This window comes from Paenibacillus sp. CR_12 (assembly GCF_041953985.1).
GTDB classification, from domain to species: Bacteria; Bacillota; Bacilli; order Paenibacillales; family Paenibacillaceae; genus Paenibacillus_AQ; species Paenibacillus_AQ lautus_A.
Genome location: NZ_JAVFHO010000003.1, coordinates 1 through 15,327, shown reverse-complemented (window position 1 = coordinate 15,327; position 15,327 = coordinate 1). Strand labels below are relative to the sequence as shown.

The following is a 15,327-nucleotide window of genomic DNA, read 5'->3' as shown; positions in this document are numbered from 1 at the left end:
ATGATATTATCATTGGGTATGTGTCTAGTGATAGGTTGCTGCACATGCTGTAACCGCTCCGGTTGGGTTCACAAGAACGTTCCTTTTAGGACGGACACCTTTATACCAGGCGAGTCTGAGACATAGGGAGGTGCAAGCAAATGTACGCTATTATCGAAACAGGCGGTAAACAATACAAAGTTCAAGAGGGCGACGTATTGTTCATCGAGAAGCTGACTACAGGTGACGGCGAGAGCGTGACTTTCGACCGTGTACTGGCCGTTTCCAAAGAGGACGGATTGGTAGCAGGAACTCCGGTTGTTTCCGGTGCGACTGTAACTGCAAAGGTAGAGAAGCACGGTAAAGGCCGTAAGGTCGTTGTATACAAATACAAGCCGAAGAAGAACTACCACAAGAAGCAAGGTCATCGTCAACCTTACACTAAAGTAACCATCGAGAAAATCCAAGCGTAAGAAGGTGCGGTAATTGATTACTGTACAAGTACTGCGCGGGGAAGATGGACGGATCCATAGCTTCAAGGTAACGGGGCACGCGGGATATGCCGATCCAGGTGAAGATATTGTATGTGCTGGAGTTTCCAGCATTACCGTGGGAACGGTGAATTCCATTGAAGCGTTAACCGGAACCGTTATGGAGACCCGGATGAAGGGCGGCTTTCTTAGCGCGAATCTTCCGCCTACGGCAGATGATTCCGTCTCCGGCCAAGTTCAACTGCTTCTCGAATCCATGGTTGTTATGTTACAGGGAATTGCCGATTCGTACGGCAAGTATATAAGAATACAAGAATTGACTACTTGAAGAAGGAGGTAGACAACATGTTGAAATTGGATCTTCAGTTATTCGCATCGAAAAAAGGTGTAGGTTCCACAAAGAACGGTCGTGACAGCGAATCGAAACGTCTTGGCGTGAAACGTGCAGACGGTCAAGCAGTGACTGGCGGCAGCATCTTGGTTCGTCAACGCGGAACGAAAATTCATCCAGGCACGAACGTGGGTATCGGTAAAGACGATACTTTGTTTGCGAAAGTTGACGGCGTTGTGAAATTTGAACGTTGGGGTCGTGATCGCAAGAAAGTGAGCGTCTACCCGGTTGATGTCGCTCCAGTAGCGGCTGCAGTTGAAGCTTAATCGTTTCTTATGCTGCATACAGAAGAAGCCTTTCGGCATCGTTGCCGGGGCTTCTTTTTTTGTAAATTGCGCAAAGAATGATCATCCAGGGGATGAACCGTCCTGAAAGTCTATGATATACTGGGATTTGGTGAATGTAACCAATTGCTGTTGAAAGACGAGGAGAAGCGATGAAATCCTGGAAATGGATAGCAGCTGTGGCGGGGTTAACCTCCGTAATACCGGTGGCATGGATGGTATGGAAACCATCCTTGGCTGCAGGAGCAGTGTTGACGGCTTGGGCTGTCGCCGCGTCTGCCTGCGGAGCATGGCTTGTCCGTAAATCGGACGAGCGCAGGCAGCAAGCCATCATTCGGAATATGGAGCAGACGGCGATTCAGATGTTGAATCACCATCGTCATGATTGGATGAATGAGCTTCAAATTTTGTACGGCTACATTCAACTGGGGAAGCATGATAAAACCGTGGGTTCTGTGGAAAGAATAAAGGACAGGATGGCGACGGAGAGCAGGATCTCCAAGCTTGGCATTCCTTCACTGGTTTTTTATTTACATTCATACCGAACGTACAGCAGCAACCTGCAGCTCTGCGTTGAAGTGGTGGACCAGGTACAGCTGGAAGACAAAGTATCGCCACAAACGGCAGAGTCTTTTACCGAAGCGATCATTCAAACGGTGAGAGCCTTTCAATTGAGCGGAACGGCGTCATGGGGGGATACCCGGCAGTTAACATTAACATTTATGCAGCAGGAGCAAGAGCTGATCGTATGGGCTCTAGGAGAAGGTTCCTTTGGAGACCCGGAGGGCTTGAAGCTTCAGATTGAACAATCCGTAAAAGGCGAAGGCATTCGGGTGGAGCAGACGGAGCCGGGGGAGACCTCGTACCGCTTGTATCTGCCGTTTGTGACTTGAGGAAGGTGATTTCATGTTTGTAGATAAGGCAAAAGTATATGTAAAAGGCGGCGACGGCGGCGATGGGCTCATTGCGTTTCGCCGTGAGAAATACGTTCCTGAAGGCGGACCTGCCGGCGGCGACGGCGGCAAGGGCGGCGACGTGATTTTCCGGGTGGACGAAGGACTGCGCACGTTGATGGATTTCCGTTACCAGAAGCATTTCAAGGCCAAGCGCGGGGAAAAGGGCCGCAATAAGAGCCAGCATGGGGCCAATGCGGAGAGCATGATTGTCCGTATTCCGCCGGGTACCATCTTAACGGATGACGATACCGGTGAAGTGATTGGCGATTTGACCCGTCACGGTCAACAGGTTGTTGTTGCCAGAGGCGGCCGCGGGGGCCGCGGAAACATCCGCTTTGCCACGCCGAACAATCCGGCGCCCGAGCTTGCCGAGAATGGAGAAGAGGGCGAAGAGCGCTACGTAACCATGGAACTTAAAGTGATGGCTGATGTAGGTCTCGTCGGATTCCCGAGCGTTGGCAAATCCACCCTGTTGTCTGTTGTATCCGCGGCTCAGCCGAAGATCGGGGCATATCATTTCACGACCATCACGCCGAATTTGGGCATGGTTGAGGTCGGCGACGGGCGCAATTTTGTCATGGCTGACCTGCCTGGCCTGATTGAAGGTGCCCATGAAGGCGTGGGACTTGGCCACGAATTCCTCCGGCACGTGGAACGAACCCGCGTCATTATCCACGTCGTGGATATGGCAGGCACGGAAGGACGGGATCCGTTCGAGGATTGGCAAAAAATCAACGATGAGATTAGGCTCTATAACCCGGTTCTGATCGAACGGCCGCAAATCGTAGCCGCCAATAAAATGGATATGCCGGAAGCAGAGGAGTACTTAACGGCCTTCAAAGAGAAGGTGAAGGAGATTCGCCCTGACATCGAGGTGATGCCGATCTCCTCGCTGACCCGTCAGGGGATCCAGGAACTTCTTTACCGCACGATCGATGTGCTGGAGAGCATTCCGGATGAGCCGGCGATTGAAGAAGTATCCGAAGTTTCCGAGCGCAAGGTGTATAAATTCAAAGCGCAGAACGACAATTCCTTCACCGTCACCAGAGACAATGAAATGTATGTGGTGCACAGTGAGCGAATTGAGCGAATGCTGAAACGGATGCAGATGAATTCGCATGATGCGATCCTGAAGCTTGCCAGAACGATGCGTCATATGGGCATTGATGAAGAGCTGCGGAAACGGGGCGCGACGGAAGGCACCATCGTACGGATCGGCGATTTCGAATTCGAATTTGTCGAAGGCAGCAGTTACTATTGATGTTCAGATGAATATATGTATAACAAAAATACCGCAAGGTCTGTCTACAGCAGGCTTGGCGGTATTTTTTTTCGTGAGCGAAGGAGGCTTCCCATAAATCGTGAATCAAGCGTGCGCAGCCGTATATTCCATTGGCTGGGAGTCTGGCTCGAAATGCCGGATCAAGCTTTCCAAATTTTGCATCCACTTATCGGGTAAATCGTATACAATAGTAGTACAATAGTACCTTTTCCATAGATCTCAGGATGGAAGGAACGGCGCAAAAAGGAGAGTAGAACTATGGCTATTATTGAAGTCGTAAAATACGAAGGCCCGCCGGATGTGTTTGCCTGGCGTTATCCGAATCAGGAGTTAGGCACCTGGACCCAGCTTATTGTTCATGAGACGCAGGAGGCGATCCTGTATAAGGGGGGGCAGGCACTGGACTCTTTCCCGGCAGGGCGGCATACGCTGAGTACGGCAAACATCCCGATTTTATCCAATGTCATCAATCTTCCATTCGGAGGGAAGTCTCCCTTTACGGCAGAAGTCTGGTTTGTGAACAAACTTCGTTCGCTGGACGTGAAATGGGGGACCAGCTCGCCGATCCAGCTGCAGGATCCGAAATACAACATCATCGTATCGCTCCGAGCCTTTGGCCAATTCGGCGTTCAAATCAGCGATCCGCGAAAATTTCTGGGAACCATGGTCGGTACCCTGCCAACCTTTGATCAGGGAACGCTGGTCAAATATTACCGCGGCGTGCTGATGTCCAACATTACGGAAATCATATCCTCCTATATCGTTCGGAAAAAAATCAGCGTTGTGGAAATCAATGCTTACATAGCGGAAATATCCAAGCACATCATGGAAGCGATTGCGCCTTCATTTGAAGAGATGGGGATTACCCTGCTGAATTTTTATGTGGATTCCATCAATATACCGGAGCATGATCCTGCAGCTGTCCGAATCAAGGAAGCGTTGGCAAAAAAAGCGGAGATGGATATCATCGGTTATACCTACCATCAGGAAAGAACCTTTAATACGCTTGAGGGAGCGGCGAAGAATCCCGGAAGCCCGGCTGCGGCCATGGGGACGGGGCTGGGCATGGGACTCGGAATGGTCGGTCCGATGTATGAGACCGTCGGCCATATGTTTGACCATGCCAAGCCTCAAGAGAAGAACGATAAGCAAATCGAGCAGAAGGCATGCACCAAATGCGGAATGCTGAACGGGGAAGAAGCGCGGTTCTGTTCGGGCTGCGGCCAGTCGTTTCAGACTCAGGCCGATGAAGCGCCGGCGAAAGCCATCCTGTGCAACGATTGCGGGCAGCCCCTGGCTCCGAATGCAAAGTTCTGCCTTCACTGCGGCGACCCTTACCATGCATGCCCGAAGTGCGGACATGATCACCCGGCTGGCGCTGCCGAATGTCCGGATTGCGGTGCACCGCTGCCGATGCCTTGCCGGGCATGTGGAGAATTGGTGGATGCCGAAGCCAAGTTTTGCCCGCACTGCGGGTCGAGTCACGCGCTGACATGTCCGGGGTGCGATCATGAGATCAAACCGGGCCAGAAGTTTTGCATGGAGTGCGGTCATAAATTGATGTGAAGCGAAAGCGGGGGAATCAGGTGAATACAAGAACCAAGGATCGAAACGGGGCATGGCTGGCAGCCATTGCGCTTCCGTTTGTCACGATCCTCTTATTTGGATGGGTCGGCGGGATGTTTCAGCCGAATTCTTGGATATCGGGGGTTGCCGTCGGATGCGCCGAAGCGGCCGTTCTCCTATTTATCCGCTCTGTCATCGGCAGGGGGAAGGCAGCTTCGTCAGGCACCCCATTTTATATTGCTTCCGGCATCATAATTGGTATCTATACGGTGTCCGTTGTGCTGGAGGTTATTTTGCTGGGATACTTATTTAAGCTGCCTGTATCCTCGTATTTCATGATTCATCTGATTACGCTTTTTGGATTTTTCGTTGTTCTTGGGCTCGTATTCCTGGCGGCAAAATATGCGGGCGCACAGGAGCGAAAGGAAAGCGATCATCTCGCGGTCAAGAGAGAGACTGTAGCCTGGATCGGGGAGATTCGCAGAAAGCTAAGCGAACTGCCGGGAGAGAACATGCCGTCGTTGGAACGGCAGATAGCCGAGCTTGAAGAGACGCTGCGTTATAGTGATCCCATATCACATACCTCCTTATATGAAGAGGAGCAGTTGATTCAGCAAAAAATTGCGATGCTGGAGGACCAAGTAACGTTGATCGGCGAGGCGCAAGCTGAACAGCGCAAGGAACTGGCAGAGCAAACCGTTCCTATCATCCGCGATATTCTCCGAACGGTGCAGGATCGCAATACGTTGCTTCTGAAGGCAAAGGCGGGATCAACCTAATGCAGATGATAGAGGGGATAGCATATGGGAGCTTCTAATCTGAAGCGTTTTAAACTTAAGTTCACGAAAATGGATTATTCGATCATCGCGTTGGCCGTGCTTTTTTTTCCGCTGGCCATCGTGCTGGCAGCCGTTCGGGTCCTTGTCACCCATCGGCACAACCGTTGCAAGGGGAGGAACAACCGTCTCTTCGGCTGGGTGCTTGCCATTACCTATGGAATCATAGAATTGCTCATGATTCTTGCGACGATTGATGACAAAGATATCGAAAGCCTCTATTCGGCCACCGTCGTTTGGGGCGTAATCATTCTGGTCCCAGCCATGATCATGCTGGTGATCGCCAATAAGGAAGACAAGAAATTCGGCAGCTTGCTTCAATTCTATTCGAATGCCATCCTGCATCGAGGGCTCGTCCAGGTCGAACATATTGCCCGTGAGGCGAGACAATCGCCTGCACACGTGATCCGGGATATCACGTTCATGTTTGAAGAGCGTATGCTGCCTAACGGAAAGCTCGACAACGGAGTTGTTCTCATCCCGTCCTTGCACAGAAAGTCCGAACCATTCCGTGGCAAATTCGTTTCGCGCAGCGGGCAGCGCGTGCAGTATTCATTGGGCGATACGACTGCAGGTCCGGCCCCCATATCCCGAACCGAACCTGCGTCCGATCCGGCTCCTAAATCCGTGGAATGCCCCGGCTGCGGAGCAAGAACGGTCGTAACGCATGTGGAGGGGAAGGAATGCGAGTATTGCGGTACCGTGATTGTGGCATAGCACGTCGGATGTACCATTTAAAAGAGAAGAGACTGGGGAGAACTTCGTATGAGCGTTCCGGTAAAGCCTTTTAAATCGCAATTTACCTCATTCGATTATTTTATTATTGGACTGACGTATGTGTTTTTTCCATTAGCTTTGATTATCGCTGCGTTTCGTATTCTGCCCACGCAGCAGCATCACAGTTATCAGGGAAGGAACCTTAGATTGGTCGGATGGGTATTGTTCGGCACTTATATTGTTATCCTGGTAATCAATTTAGTGACGAGCGAATCCAGCGAGCAGTTCTTAAACGATAATTTAGCGATGGCGTTGTGTATATTAATCCCCGCGTTGTTTTTGCTGGTTGCTGCCGACTTCTTAGACAAGAAATTCCGGAAGCTGCTCGGAATTTACAGGGAGGCTGTCTTGCAGCGGCGGCTAATTTACATCGAGCATATCGCGATCGTTGCGAACCAAAGTCCGGCCCATGTGATCCGGGATTTGAACTATATGTTGAAGGAGCGCATGCTTCCTGCCGGGAAGATTGAGGATGGCGCGCTGGTGATCCGTTCGCTGCATAGAGAGCCGGTAAACCCCGTTGAATCTCAAACGAAGACGGAATCCAAGTCTGTGGCATGTTCCGGCTGCGGCGCAAGAACCGTGATTTCACGGCATGAGGAAAAAGAGTGCGAGTACTGCGGCTTGACCATGAGATACACCAGTTAGCTTGAAGTGATCGGCAGTCTCCGGAATACCGGGGGCTGTTTTTTTAACGCATCATTTGCAAATTTGACGTGAATACCGATGAGTTCCGTTTCGAATTGCGATATAGTATAGGCTATAGGGTTGGCCCGGAAATATCGGGCTCGCTAAAAATGGGTCACTTATGTATTGCCCTTACGGGGTATATCCAGTATAATGTCCACTATACGAATACAGTAGTCTTTGAGGAGAGGACGTTTGTGAAGGAACGCTACTATCTGGTCCGGGAAGACATCCTTCCCGAGGCTGTAGTTAAAACGATGCAAGTGAAAAAACTGCTGGCGTCGGGAGACGTGAGGACGGTTCATGAAGCCGTCGAGCAGGTAGGGCTTAGCCGCAGCGCTTTTTACAAGTACAAGGACGGCATCCACCCTATCAATCAATTGGAACGTGATGAAATCGTAACGATTTCCATCGATATGGAACATCGCTCGGGCATGCTATCCGAGGTGCTGGGGCTGGTAGCGGGTGAAGGCGGGAACGTGCTAACCATTCATCAGAGCATCCCGCTGCAAGGAATCGCGAATGTCGTTATTTCCGTCGAAGTTTCCCGGCTGAATGAGGAGCTGGATGATCTGCTTGACGGATTGAGGCGGATAGCCGGAGTCAGAAGAGTGCAGATGATAGGGCAAGGTTAGGGTAGAAACGACGAATAAATAGATATCTATGTGATGGGATACAGGAGGTAGTGTATTAATGAAACCGGTCAAAGTAGGGCTTTTGGGATTAGGAACCGTAGGAACAGGCGTTGTCCGCATCGTTGAGGGGCATCAGGAGGATTTGAGCAGTCAGGTCGGTTCGCCGATTACGATCGAGCGCATCGCCGTCAAACATTTGGAGAAGTACCGCAGCGTCAATGTGGATCAGAGTAAATTAACGGAAGATCCCTGGGCGGTCATTCGCGATCCCGAGATTGATGTCATCGTTGAAGTGATGGGCGGGATCGAGCAGACGAAAACCTACATCCTCGAAGCGCTTGAGCGCGGCAAGCACATCGTAACCGCCAATAAGGATCTGATGGCCCTGCACGGTGCCGAAATATTGGCCAAGGCGCAAGAAAAGCAGTGCGACGTGTTCTACGAGGCAAGCGTAGCCGGCGGCATTCCCATTATCCGTACGCTGATTGAAGGCTTCTCATCGGATCGTATCATGAAAATCATGGGGATCGTGAACGGTACGACCAACTTTATCTTGACCAAGATGAGCCAGGAAGGCGCCTCCTATGAGGATGTCCTGGCAGAAGCTCAGGAGCTGGGGTACGCGGAAGCCGATCCGACATCCGATGTGGAAGGCTTGGACGCGGCCCGCAAAATGGCAATACTCGGTACCCTCGGTTTCCGCACGAACGTTGAGCTCCAGGATGTATCCGTCAAGGGCATTTCGCAGGTTACGAAAGATGATATCGCTTATGCCAAACGTCTGGGCTACGAGATGAAACTTCTCGGTATCGCGGAGCGTCAGGACGATGAATTCAGCATCAGCGTCCAGCCGACGATGGTTCGCAAAGGTCATCCCATCGCCGCCGTGAACGGCGTATTTAACGCGGTGTATGTATACGGGGAGGCCGTCGGCGAAACGATGTTCTACGGAGCGGGCGCGGGCGAGATGCCAACCGCGACATCCGTTGTGGCAGACCTGGTGGCGGTCATCAAGAATCTGAAGCTCGGCGTTAACGGTCTGAAAGCCATCGTTCCTTATAAACCGAAGAAGCTCAAAACCGATGAGCAGATCATGTACAAGAATTTCATCCTGCTTCATGTGGACGATAAAGCAGGAGTGCTGGCGCAAATAACGCAGGTGTTCGCTCAATATAACGTTAGCTTGGAGTCCGTTGTTCAGCAGCCGAACGAGCACAACCCGGACGCAGAGATAATCATCGTTACGCACAATGCGAGCAAAGCCAGCATGGACGAAGTGCTGAATCACTTTGAAGGGCTGGAAGTCATTCGCCGAATCAAAAGTGTTTACCGCGTTGAAGGATAAGGATTAGCATCCATTAAATCAACATATATAATTTTTTCATAAGAAAAGGAGAACATGAGAGATGCCGTATGAAGGATTGCTGCAAACCTACAGAGAATATTTGCCGGTAAATGAGCGTACCCCGCTGCTAACGCTTAAGGAAGGGAATACCCCGCTCATCAAAGCCGTGAATCTATCCGAAGAGCTCGGAATCGATTTGCATTTCAAATTCGAAGGGCTGAACCCGACAGGTTCATTCAAAGACCGCGGGATGGTCATGGCCGTCGCGAAAGCAATGGAAGAAGGAAGCCGTACCATCATGTGCGCTTCGACGGGCAATACATCGGCTGCGGCTGCTGCTTATGCCGCTCGCGGCGGATTAAACTGCATCGTGATCATTCCGAACAACAATATCGCGCTGGGCAAGCTCGCGCAGGCGATGATTTACGGAGCGAAGGTGATCGCGATTGAAGGGAACTTTGACCGCGCGCTGGAAATCGTTCGCGAGATCACGGCCAAGCACCCGATTTCGCTGGTAAACTCCGTGAATCCTTATCGTATCGAAGGCCAGAAGACGGCTGCATTCGAAGTCGTTGACCAGTTGGGCAAAGCTCCGGACGTACTGGCCATTCCGGTCGGCAATGCGGGGAACATCTCCGCTTACTGGAAAGGATTTAAAGAATACCACGCAGCGGGTAAATCCACTTCCCTGCCGAAGATGCTTGGGTTCGAGGCGGAAGGCGCCATGGCTATCGTCAAGGGTGAGCCTATTCCGAATCCGGAAACGGTAGCGACGGCCATCCGCATCGGGAACCCGGCCAGCTGGAAAACCGCGGTTGCCGCGGCTGAGGAATCCGGCGGACAAATTAATTACGTCACGGACGAGGAAATCTTGGAAGCATACCGCAAAATCGCATCGCGTGAGGGGATTTTTGCCGAGCCAGGATCGGCCGCCTCCATCGCAGGCGTTTATAAAATGAAGCGAGAGGGATATTTTAAAGGTGGGGAATCCGTTGTCTGTGTGCTGACAGGACATGGGCTGAAAGATCCGAATATCGCGATTTCTACCGTGAACGCCGAACCGCTCGTCGTATCGGATACGGAATCGGCCGTAATGGATGCCATTGCTAAGCTTGAAGGAGCTGCGCGGGTATGAGTTTGTCCCAAGGCGTCCGGGTGAAGGTTCCGGCCAGCACGGCTAATTTGGGACCCGGATTCGATACGCTCGGCATGGCATTGTCCCTGTATTCCTGGATCGAGATGAAAGCGTCGGAGAAGACCGTGTTCCATCTTCATGGCGATGAGATGGGCGGTCTGCCGACCGATAAGAGCAACCTGATCTATAAGGTGGCTCAAATGGTTTTTGAAGAAGCGGGACAGGCAGTTCCTGATCTCGAGATTTCCATGTATTCCGAAATTCCGCTTACCCGCGGCCTTGGCAGCAGCGCATCGGCGATCGTAGGCGCGCTGGCTGCAGCCAACGCTCTAATCGGGTCACCACTGCCGGATTCCAAGCTTTTTGATATGGCGACGAATCTTGAGAAGCATCCTGATAATGTGGGGGCTTCTTTATTTGGAGGAATCATTGCCGCCGTATGGGATGGATCCCATGCGGATTATATGCGCATTGAACCTCCGGCGGACCTTGGAACGCTCGTGGTGATTCCCGATTTCGAGCTGGCGACATCCAAAGCAAGGGAAGCGCTGCCCGCCCAGGTCAGTTTAGCGGATGCTGTATATAATATTAGTCGGTCCTCCTTAATGACCGCTGCTCTTTCGGCAGGCAGACTGGACTTGATTCGTGCCGCGATGAAAGACCGGATTCATCAGCCATACCGTGCGCCGCTTGTACCGGGGATGTCCAAGATTTTGGCCGAAGCGCCTGATCATGGGGCACTCGGCATCGCGCTGAGCGGAGCGGGTCCGACGATGATTGCGCTGGTGGACCGGAACGAACCGCGTGCAGAAGAATTGGGCGCGTATCTCACGGAGACGATGAAGGCGGAAGGAATCCAGTCTTCGTGCTACCCATTGAATCCAGTTGCGGAAGGCGTCCAGCTCTTGGATGATATTAATAATAGATCCTTTTTGGATATGATTAGAGGGGAAGTTACCGCATGAAAAAAATAGCCTTGTTGCCCTCAGGATCGGTATCTCATGAAGCGATACTTTATCTCCTAAATGGCGAGCCGGTGGAATTTGTCCACCATAAACTGATCTCTGATGTATTTATGTCAACAGTAGAAGGAAAAAGCGATTACAGCGTGATCCCGATCGAGAACACCATTGAAGGCTCCGTAAGCCTTCATATGGATTGGCTGGTCAATGAGGTGGATCTGCCGATGCAGGTGGAGTGGGTCTATCCCTCCATCCAGAACCTGATCGGTAATGCTGCCGAATTCCGTTCAAGTGACGGAACGATGGATTACAGTCAGATCAAAAAGATCTGGTCCCACCAAGTTGCGACAGCCCAGTGTCGTCAGTTCCTAGCGAAGGCTGCACCGCAGGCTGAGTTGGAGCAAGTGGGCAGCACCTCCGAAGGGGTTAAGATCGTAAAGGAGAATCCCGGCCGGGGATGGGCGGCAATCGGCACTTCGCTAGGCGCGGCCACCCACGAATTAAACGTGCTTGCCGAGCGTATTACCGACCATGATAACAATTACACACGGTTTGTGCTGATCGGACGCGAGCCGATATTGGTCAACCGTTCGCCGGAACATATCAAGACCAGCATTCTCGTAACGCTTCCAGAAGACGTGCCGGGAGCGCTGCATCAGGTGCTTTCCGCTTTTGCGTGGCGTCGCCTGAACCTGTCGCGGATCGAATCCCGTCCAACGAAGAAGAAGCTCGGTAATTACTATTTTTATATCGATGTCATGGCCGCAGCGGATTCCGTTCTGTTGGTTGCCGCCATGGGAGAGATTGAAGCGCTGGGATGTCTGGTTCGAGTGCTGGGCTCTTATCCGGGTTACGCCTATGAGAGTGAGAAAATGGAGGTTAAGTAAATGTCGGAGCAATGGATCTATTTAGATGGAGAATATGTCACGAAAGAGAATGCTAAAGTATCCGTTTTTGACCATGGGTTTCTGTACGGAGACGGCATATTCGAAGGCATTCGAATATATAACGGCAACATCTTTAAGTGCAAAGAGCACTTGGACCGGCTGTATGATTCCGCCAAGTCCATCGATTTAGTCATCCCCCTGGCATATGAAGAACTGCTGGAGGCTATGGCCGAGACCATTCGACGCAATGACATGCGGAATGGGTATATCCGTATCGTGGTATCCCGCGGTGCCGGCAATTTGGGGCTGGATCCGCGCCGCTGCCCTAAACCGACCGTGTTGATCATTGTGGAGCAGCTGGCGATTTATTCCGAAGAAGCTTATCTCAATGGCCTGAAGGCCGTCTCCGTTGCCCAGCGGCGTAACATACCGGATGCGCTTAACCCGAAAATCAAATCCTTGAACTATTTGAACAATATCCTCGTGAAGATCCAATCCAACTTTGCGGGAGCGGATGAGGCTATTATGATGAACGCGCAGGGATATGTGACGGAAGGCTCCGGGGACAACATTTTCATCGTCAAAAACGGCGTGGTCACTACGCCTCCGTGCTATCTTGGCGCACTCGAAGGCATTACGCGCCAGGCCATTATCGATTTATGCGAGAAACTCGGCATTAAACTGAAGGAAGAGCCGTTCAGCATGCATGACGTATATATTGCGGACGAAGTATTTTTTACGGGCACGGCTGCTGAGGTCATTGCGGCCCGCGAAATCGACGGACGGATCATCGGAAAAGGCCAGGCTGGTCCCGTTACGCTGCAATTGCTGGAGGAATTCCGCAAAATTGTGGATCAAGACGGTTATAAAGTATGGGAATCCTAGGGTTTCAGGACAACTAAATAAACGACTTAAACATCCTTTCATGTCGATGAAAGGATTTTTTTTGCCCAGAGGGATGTCAATCGCCTATTCCGTGCATAGGATGTAGTAACGAAAGCGGGCGAATTACATGACGCCTAGAAGAGTGTAGGAGGTTTTAGCGGCGTGAAGATACACATCGTCAAGGAAGGCGACACCCTATATGAGCTGTCCAAAAAATACGACGTACCTTTAGCGAAAATCATCGATGCCAATCCACAGCTGGTGGATCCGAATAAGCTCGATGTCGGTGCCAAGATCAAAGTTCCGACCGAGCCCGTTCAGGTCCCCGACGGCAGCCAACCCATTATCCATAAGCATACGGTAAAGCAGGGAGACTCCCTCTGGAAACTGTCCAAGGCATGGGGAGTCACTCTGAAGGAAATCATCAATGCCAATCCCCAGCTTAAAAATCCGAATGCCCTGCTGGTGGGAGAAGTCGTCAACATCCCTTCATCAGGCGGTTCTATGGAGTCCGGCGTTGATGACGGGGTTTCCATGAGCAGTGGCAGCGGTGCAGCTGCAGGCAAGAAGAAACCCGGCAGCAAGGATTACACCGGAGTTAAGGAAGAAATAACAGCGCCGATCGAGCAGCCTCCGGTCGTTCCTGAGGTTAAGGAGCCTGAGCCGCCGATTCTGCCGAAGCTTCCGGAGATTTCGCCTTTCCCCGAGGAGCCTAAGAAAATGGAACCGGAATACAAACCGGAGATATTACCTGAAATCAAGAAGCCGATCATCATGCCGGAAATCAAGAAACCAGAGATTATGCCAGAGGTGAAAAAACCGGAAGTGATGCCGGAATTTAAAATGCCCGTAATCATGCCAGAGTTTAAACCAGATTTCAAACCAGAATTCAAACCGGAGTTCAAGCCAGAGTTTAAACCAGAGTTTAAACCCGAATTCATATCTCCATATAAACCTATGGAGCCGGAGTATACGTATCCTGTCAAAACCATGCCGTTACCGCATCCTGTTCATCCCATAGCCGAACCATGTCCGCCTTTTGCCCAGATGCCGATGCAGATGATGCCTCATCCGTGTCCGGAGTTTCCTTTTAAAGAGGCACCCGCATTTGCAATGCCTCCATTCGGTCTTCATGAAGGTCCCTGCGGGTGTCATGAGCCTATGAAATGGCCGGGCGCCGATTATGGCAATGCCGTCCATCCGTATCACAACATGCCGCAGGAAGTGATGCCTGTTTCCTACAATGAAGGCTGGGAAAGTACAGTTTCAGGATATCCGGGTCTTTCTGAACAGCCGATGAGCATGGAATATTCCCAGTTCTCGATCACGGAATCTTATACAGGGAATATGGTTTCCGACTACCATCCATATCCTGAGCATCATCATACCGCAATGACATATGGTTATGTTCCGTCTCCTTGCGGATGCCACGGGGGAGAAGTGGGTTCACACCATCACATGCCGCATTTCGGGTACCCACAACATGGGCATCGTCCATACGCGCCTGACATGGGGGCATCGTATCAACCGTGGCAGGGGGGAATGAACTACAATGCTGGTGCATACGGCTCTCCGTCTGTACCTATGGGAACACATGGAGCCTATCCTTCATTTGTAAATCCATATGAACCGAACTGGAATGATCGACAAAATGACCAGCCGATCGATTCCGAATTCAATGCTACAGCTCCTTTCGAAACGAAGCAAAGCAATGTGACGGTTAGCAGTGAATTTGAAAACGCTACGGGGCCATCCATATCCGGAGAGGCCGGCATTGAAGAGAATAACAAGCCGAAAGCCAAAGTCCATCGTCAGCAAACCAAAACAGGACCGGCAGCCAAGAAATCGCGCAAGCCGCAATCTTCTGCCAGAACCAAGCGCGACAATCCTTGGATAAGAGGTTAAATCATTGTGTTGTGATTATAGTTAAACAAGAGGGGGCCGATTTTCGGTCTCTTTTTGTTTGCTGTACGATGTATTGTCTATGAATCTCTTCATCGTTGGAAGGCAATATAAAAGAATTGTTGTATTGGAATAAATTGTGTATTGCCTTCGAATCGATAAATATGATACATTATAAATCCAGTCGCGAAACGTAAGGTTGCGCTGGAACAGAGGTCAGCCGAGAGTGATGAATGAAATTAAAAACTTTCTAAAAAAACCTCTTGCATTATCGAAACAAACATGATATATTATAAGAGTTGCTGATGCGAACGAGATTCGCTGGCG

General features: G+C 51.0%; 16 protein-coding genes. All 16 read left to right on the top strand.

Going from position 1 to position 15,327, the window contains the following annotated elements; all coding sequences use genetic code 11:
- Positions 1–140: 140 nt before the first annotated feature.
- Positions 141–452, top strand: a complete 312-nt coding sequence (gene rplU / locus RB297_RS12415) for a 50S ribosomal protein L21 (RefSeq protein ID WP_375120607.1) — start codon at positions 141–143, stop codon at positions 450–452.
- Between the two features lie 13 nt (positions 453–465).
- Positions 466–798: a ribosomal-processing cysteine protease Prp gene (locus RB297_RS12410; protein WP_015734020.1), complete on the top strand. Its 333-nt coding sequence runs from the start codon at positions 466–468 to the stop codon at positions 796–798.
- A 17-nt stretch (positions 799–815) separates the two neighbouring features.
- Entirely contained in the window at positions 816–1,127 is a 312-nt protein-coding gene (gene rpmA / locus RB297_RS12405) for a 50S ribosomal protein L27 (RefSeq protein WP_015734021.1), read from the top strand.
- Positions 1,128–1,297: 170 nt separating this feature from the next.
- Positions 1,298–2,038 carry a Spo0B domain-containing protein gene (locus RB297_RS12400; protein ID WP_228468774.1) on the top strand — a complete coding sequence of 247 codons (741 nt, stop codon included), beginning with the start codon at positions 1,298–1,300 and terminating at the stop codon, positions 2,036–2,038.
- A gap of 13 nt (positions 2,039–2,051) precedes the next feature.
- The gene (gene obgE / locus RB297_RS12395) at positions 2,052–3,362 is read left to right on the top strand and encodes a GTPase ObgE (protein ID WP_192569323.1); all 1,311 of its coding nucleotides are present in this window, start codon (positions 2,052–2,054) and stop codon (positions 3,360–3,362) included.
- A gap of 279 nt (positions 3,363–3,641) precedes the next feature.
- A complete protein-coding gene (locus RB297_RS12390; RefSeq protein WP_096775412.1) occupies positions 3,642–4,949 on the top strand; it encodes an SPFH domain-containing protein in 1,308 nt (435 codons plus the stop codon).
- 20 nt (positions 4,950–4,969) lie between these two features.
- Complete coding sequence (locus RB297_RS12385; RefSeq protein WP_375120606.1) at positions 4,970–5,728, top strand: hypothetical protein; 759 nt, start codon at positions 4,970–4,972, stop codon at positions 5,726–5,728.
- Between the two features lie 24 nt (positions 5,729–5,752).
- Positions 5,753–6,502 (top strand): hypothetical protein, encoded by a 750-nt coding sequence (locus RB297_RS12380; RefSeq protein WP_375120605.1) that lies wholly within the window; start codon positions 5,753–5,755, stop codon positions 6,500–6,502.
- A 48-nt stretch (positions 6,503–6,550) separates the two neighbouring features.
- Positions 6,551–7,210 (top strand): hypothetical protein, encoded by a 660-nt coding sequence (locus tag RB297_RS12375; protein WP_096775414.1) that lies wholly within the window; start codon positions 6,551–6,553, stop codon positions 7,208–7,210.
- A gap of 236 nt (positions 7,211–7,446) precedes the next feature.
- Positions 7,447–7,884: an ACT domain-containing protein gene (locus RB297_RS12370; RefSeq protein WP_009594028.1), complete on the top strand. Its 438-nt coding sequence runs from the start codon at positions 7,447–7,449 to the stop codon at positions 7,882–7,884.
- 58 nt (positions 7,885–7,942) lie between these two features.
- Entirely contained in the window at positions 7,943–9,229 is a 1,287-nt protein-coding gene (locus tag RB297_RS12365) for a homoserine dehydrogenase (protein WP_015734027.1), read from the top strand.
- Positions 9,230–9,290: 61 nt separating this feature from the next.
- A complete protein-coding gene (gene thrC, locus RB297_RS12360) occupies positions 9,291–10,364 on the top strand; it encodes a threonine synthase (protein ID WP_009594024.1) in 1,074 nt (357 codons plus the stop codon).
- The gene (gene thrB, locus RB297_RS12355) at positions 10,361–11,329 is read left to right on the top strand and encodes a homoserine kinase (RefSeq protein WP_213580569.1); all 969 of its coding nucleotides are present in this window, start codon (positions 10,361–10,363) and stop codon (positions 11,327–11,329) included. The genes thrC and thrB overlap by 4 nt, the downstream gene beginning before the upstream one ends.
- Positions 11,326–12,213, top strand: a complete 888-nt coding sequence (gene pheA / locus RB297_RS12350; protein WP_009594007.1) for a prephenate dehydratase — start codon at positions 11,326–11,328, stop codon at positions 12,211–12,213. The genes thrB and pheA overlap by 4 nt, the downstream gene beginning before the upstream one ends.
- Entirely contained in the window at positions 12,214–13,098 is an 885-nt protein-coding gene (gene ilvE, locus RB297_RS12345) for a branched-chain-amino-acid transaminase (protein ID WP_015734030.1), read from the top strand.
- A gap of 162 nt (positions 13,099–13,260) precedes the next feature.
- The gene (locus RB297_RS12340; protein ID WP_375120604.1) at positions 13,261–15,003 is read left to right on the top strand and encodes a LysM peptidoglycan-binding domain-containing protein; all 1,743 of its coding nucleotides are present in this window, start codon (positions 13,261–13,263) and stop codon (positions 15,001–15,003) included.
- Positions 15,004–15,327: the final 324 nt, after the last annotated feature.

Coding starts and splice junctions, on each gene's coding strand:
- rplU (WP_375120607.1), top strand. CDS start 141: ATGTACGCTATTATCGAAACAGGCGGTAAACAATACAAAGTTCAAGAG.
- rpmA (WP_015734021.1), top strand. CDS start 816: ATGTTGAAATTGGATCTTCAGTTATTCGCATCGAAAAAAGGTGTAGGT.
- RB297_RS12400 (WP_228468774.1), top strand. CDS start 1,298: ATGAAATCCTGGAAATGGATAGCAGCTGTGGCGGGGTTAACCTCCGTA.
- obgE (WP_192569323.1), top strand. CDS start 2,052: ATGTTTGTAGATAAGGCAAAAGTATATGTAAAAGGCGGCGACGGCGGC.
- RB297_RS12390 (WP_096775412.1), top strand. CDS start 3,642: ATGGCTATTATTGAAGTCGTAAAATACGAAGGCCCGCCGGATGTGTTT.
- RB297_RS12380 (WP_375120605.1), top strand. CDS start 5,753: ATGGGAGCTTCTAATCTGAAGCGTTTTAAACTTAAGTTCACGAAAATG.
- RB297_RS12375 (WP_096775414.1), top strand. CDS start 6,551: ATGAGCGTTCCGGTAAAGCCTTTTAAATCGCAATTTACCTCATTCGAT.
- RB297_RS12365 (WP_015734027.1), top strand. CDS start 7,943: ATGAAACCGGTCAAAGTAGGGCTTTTGGGATTAGGAACCGTAGGAACA.
- thrC (WP_009594024.1), top strand. CDS start 9,291: ATGCCGTATGAAGGATTGCTGCAAACCTACAGAGAATATTTGCCGGTA.
- thrB (WP_213580569.1), top strand. CDS start 10,361: ATGAGTTTGTCCCAAGGCGTCCGGGTGAAGGTTCCGGCCAGCACGGCT.
- pheA (WP_009594007.1), top strand. CDS start 11,326: ATGAAAAAAATAGCCTTGTTGCCCTCAGGATCGGTATCTCATGAAGCG.
- ilvE (WP_015734030.1), top strand. CDS start 12,214: ATGTCGGAGCAATGGATCTATTTAGATGGAGAATATGTCACGAAAGAG.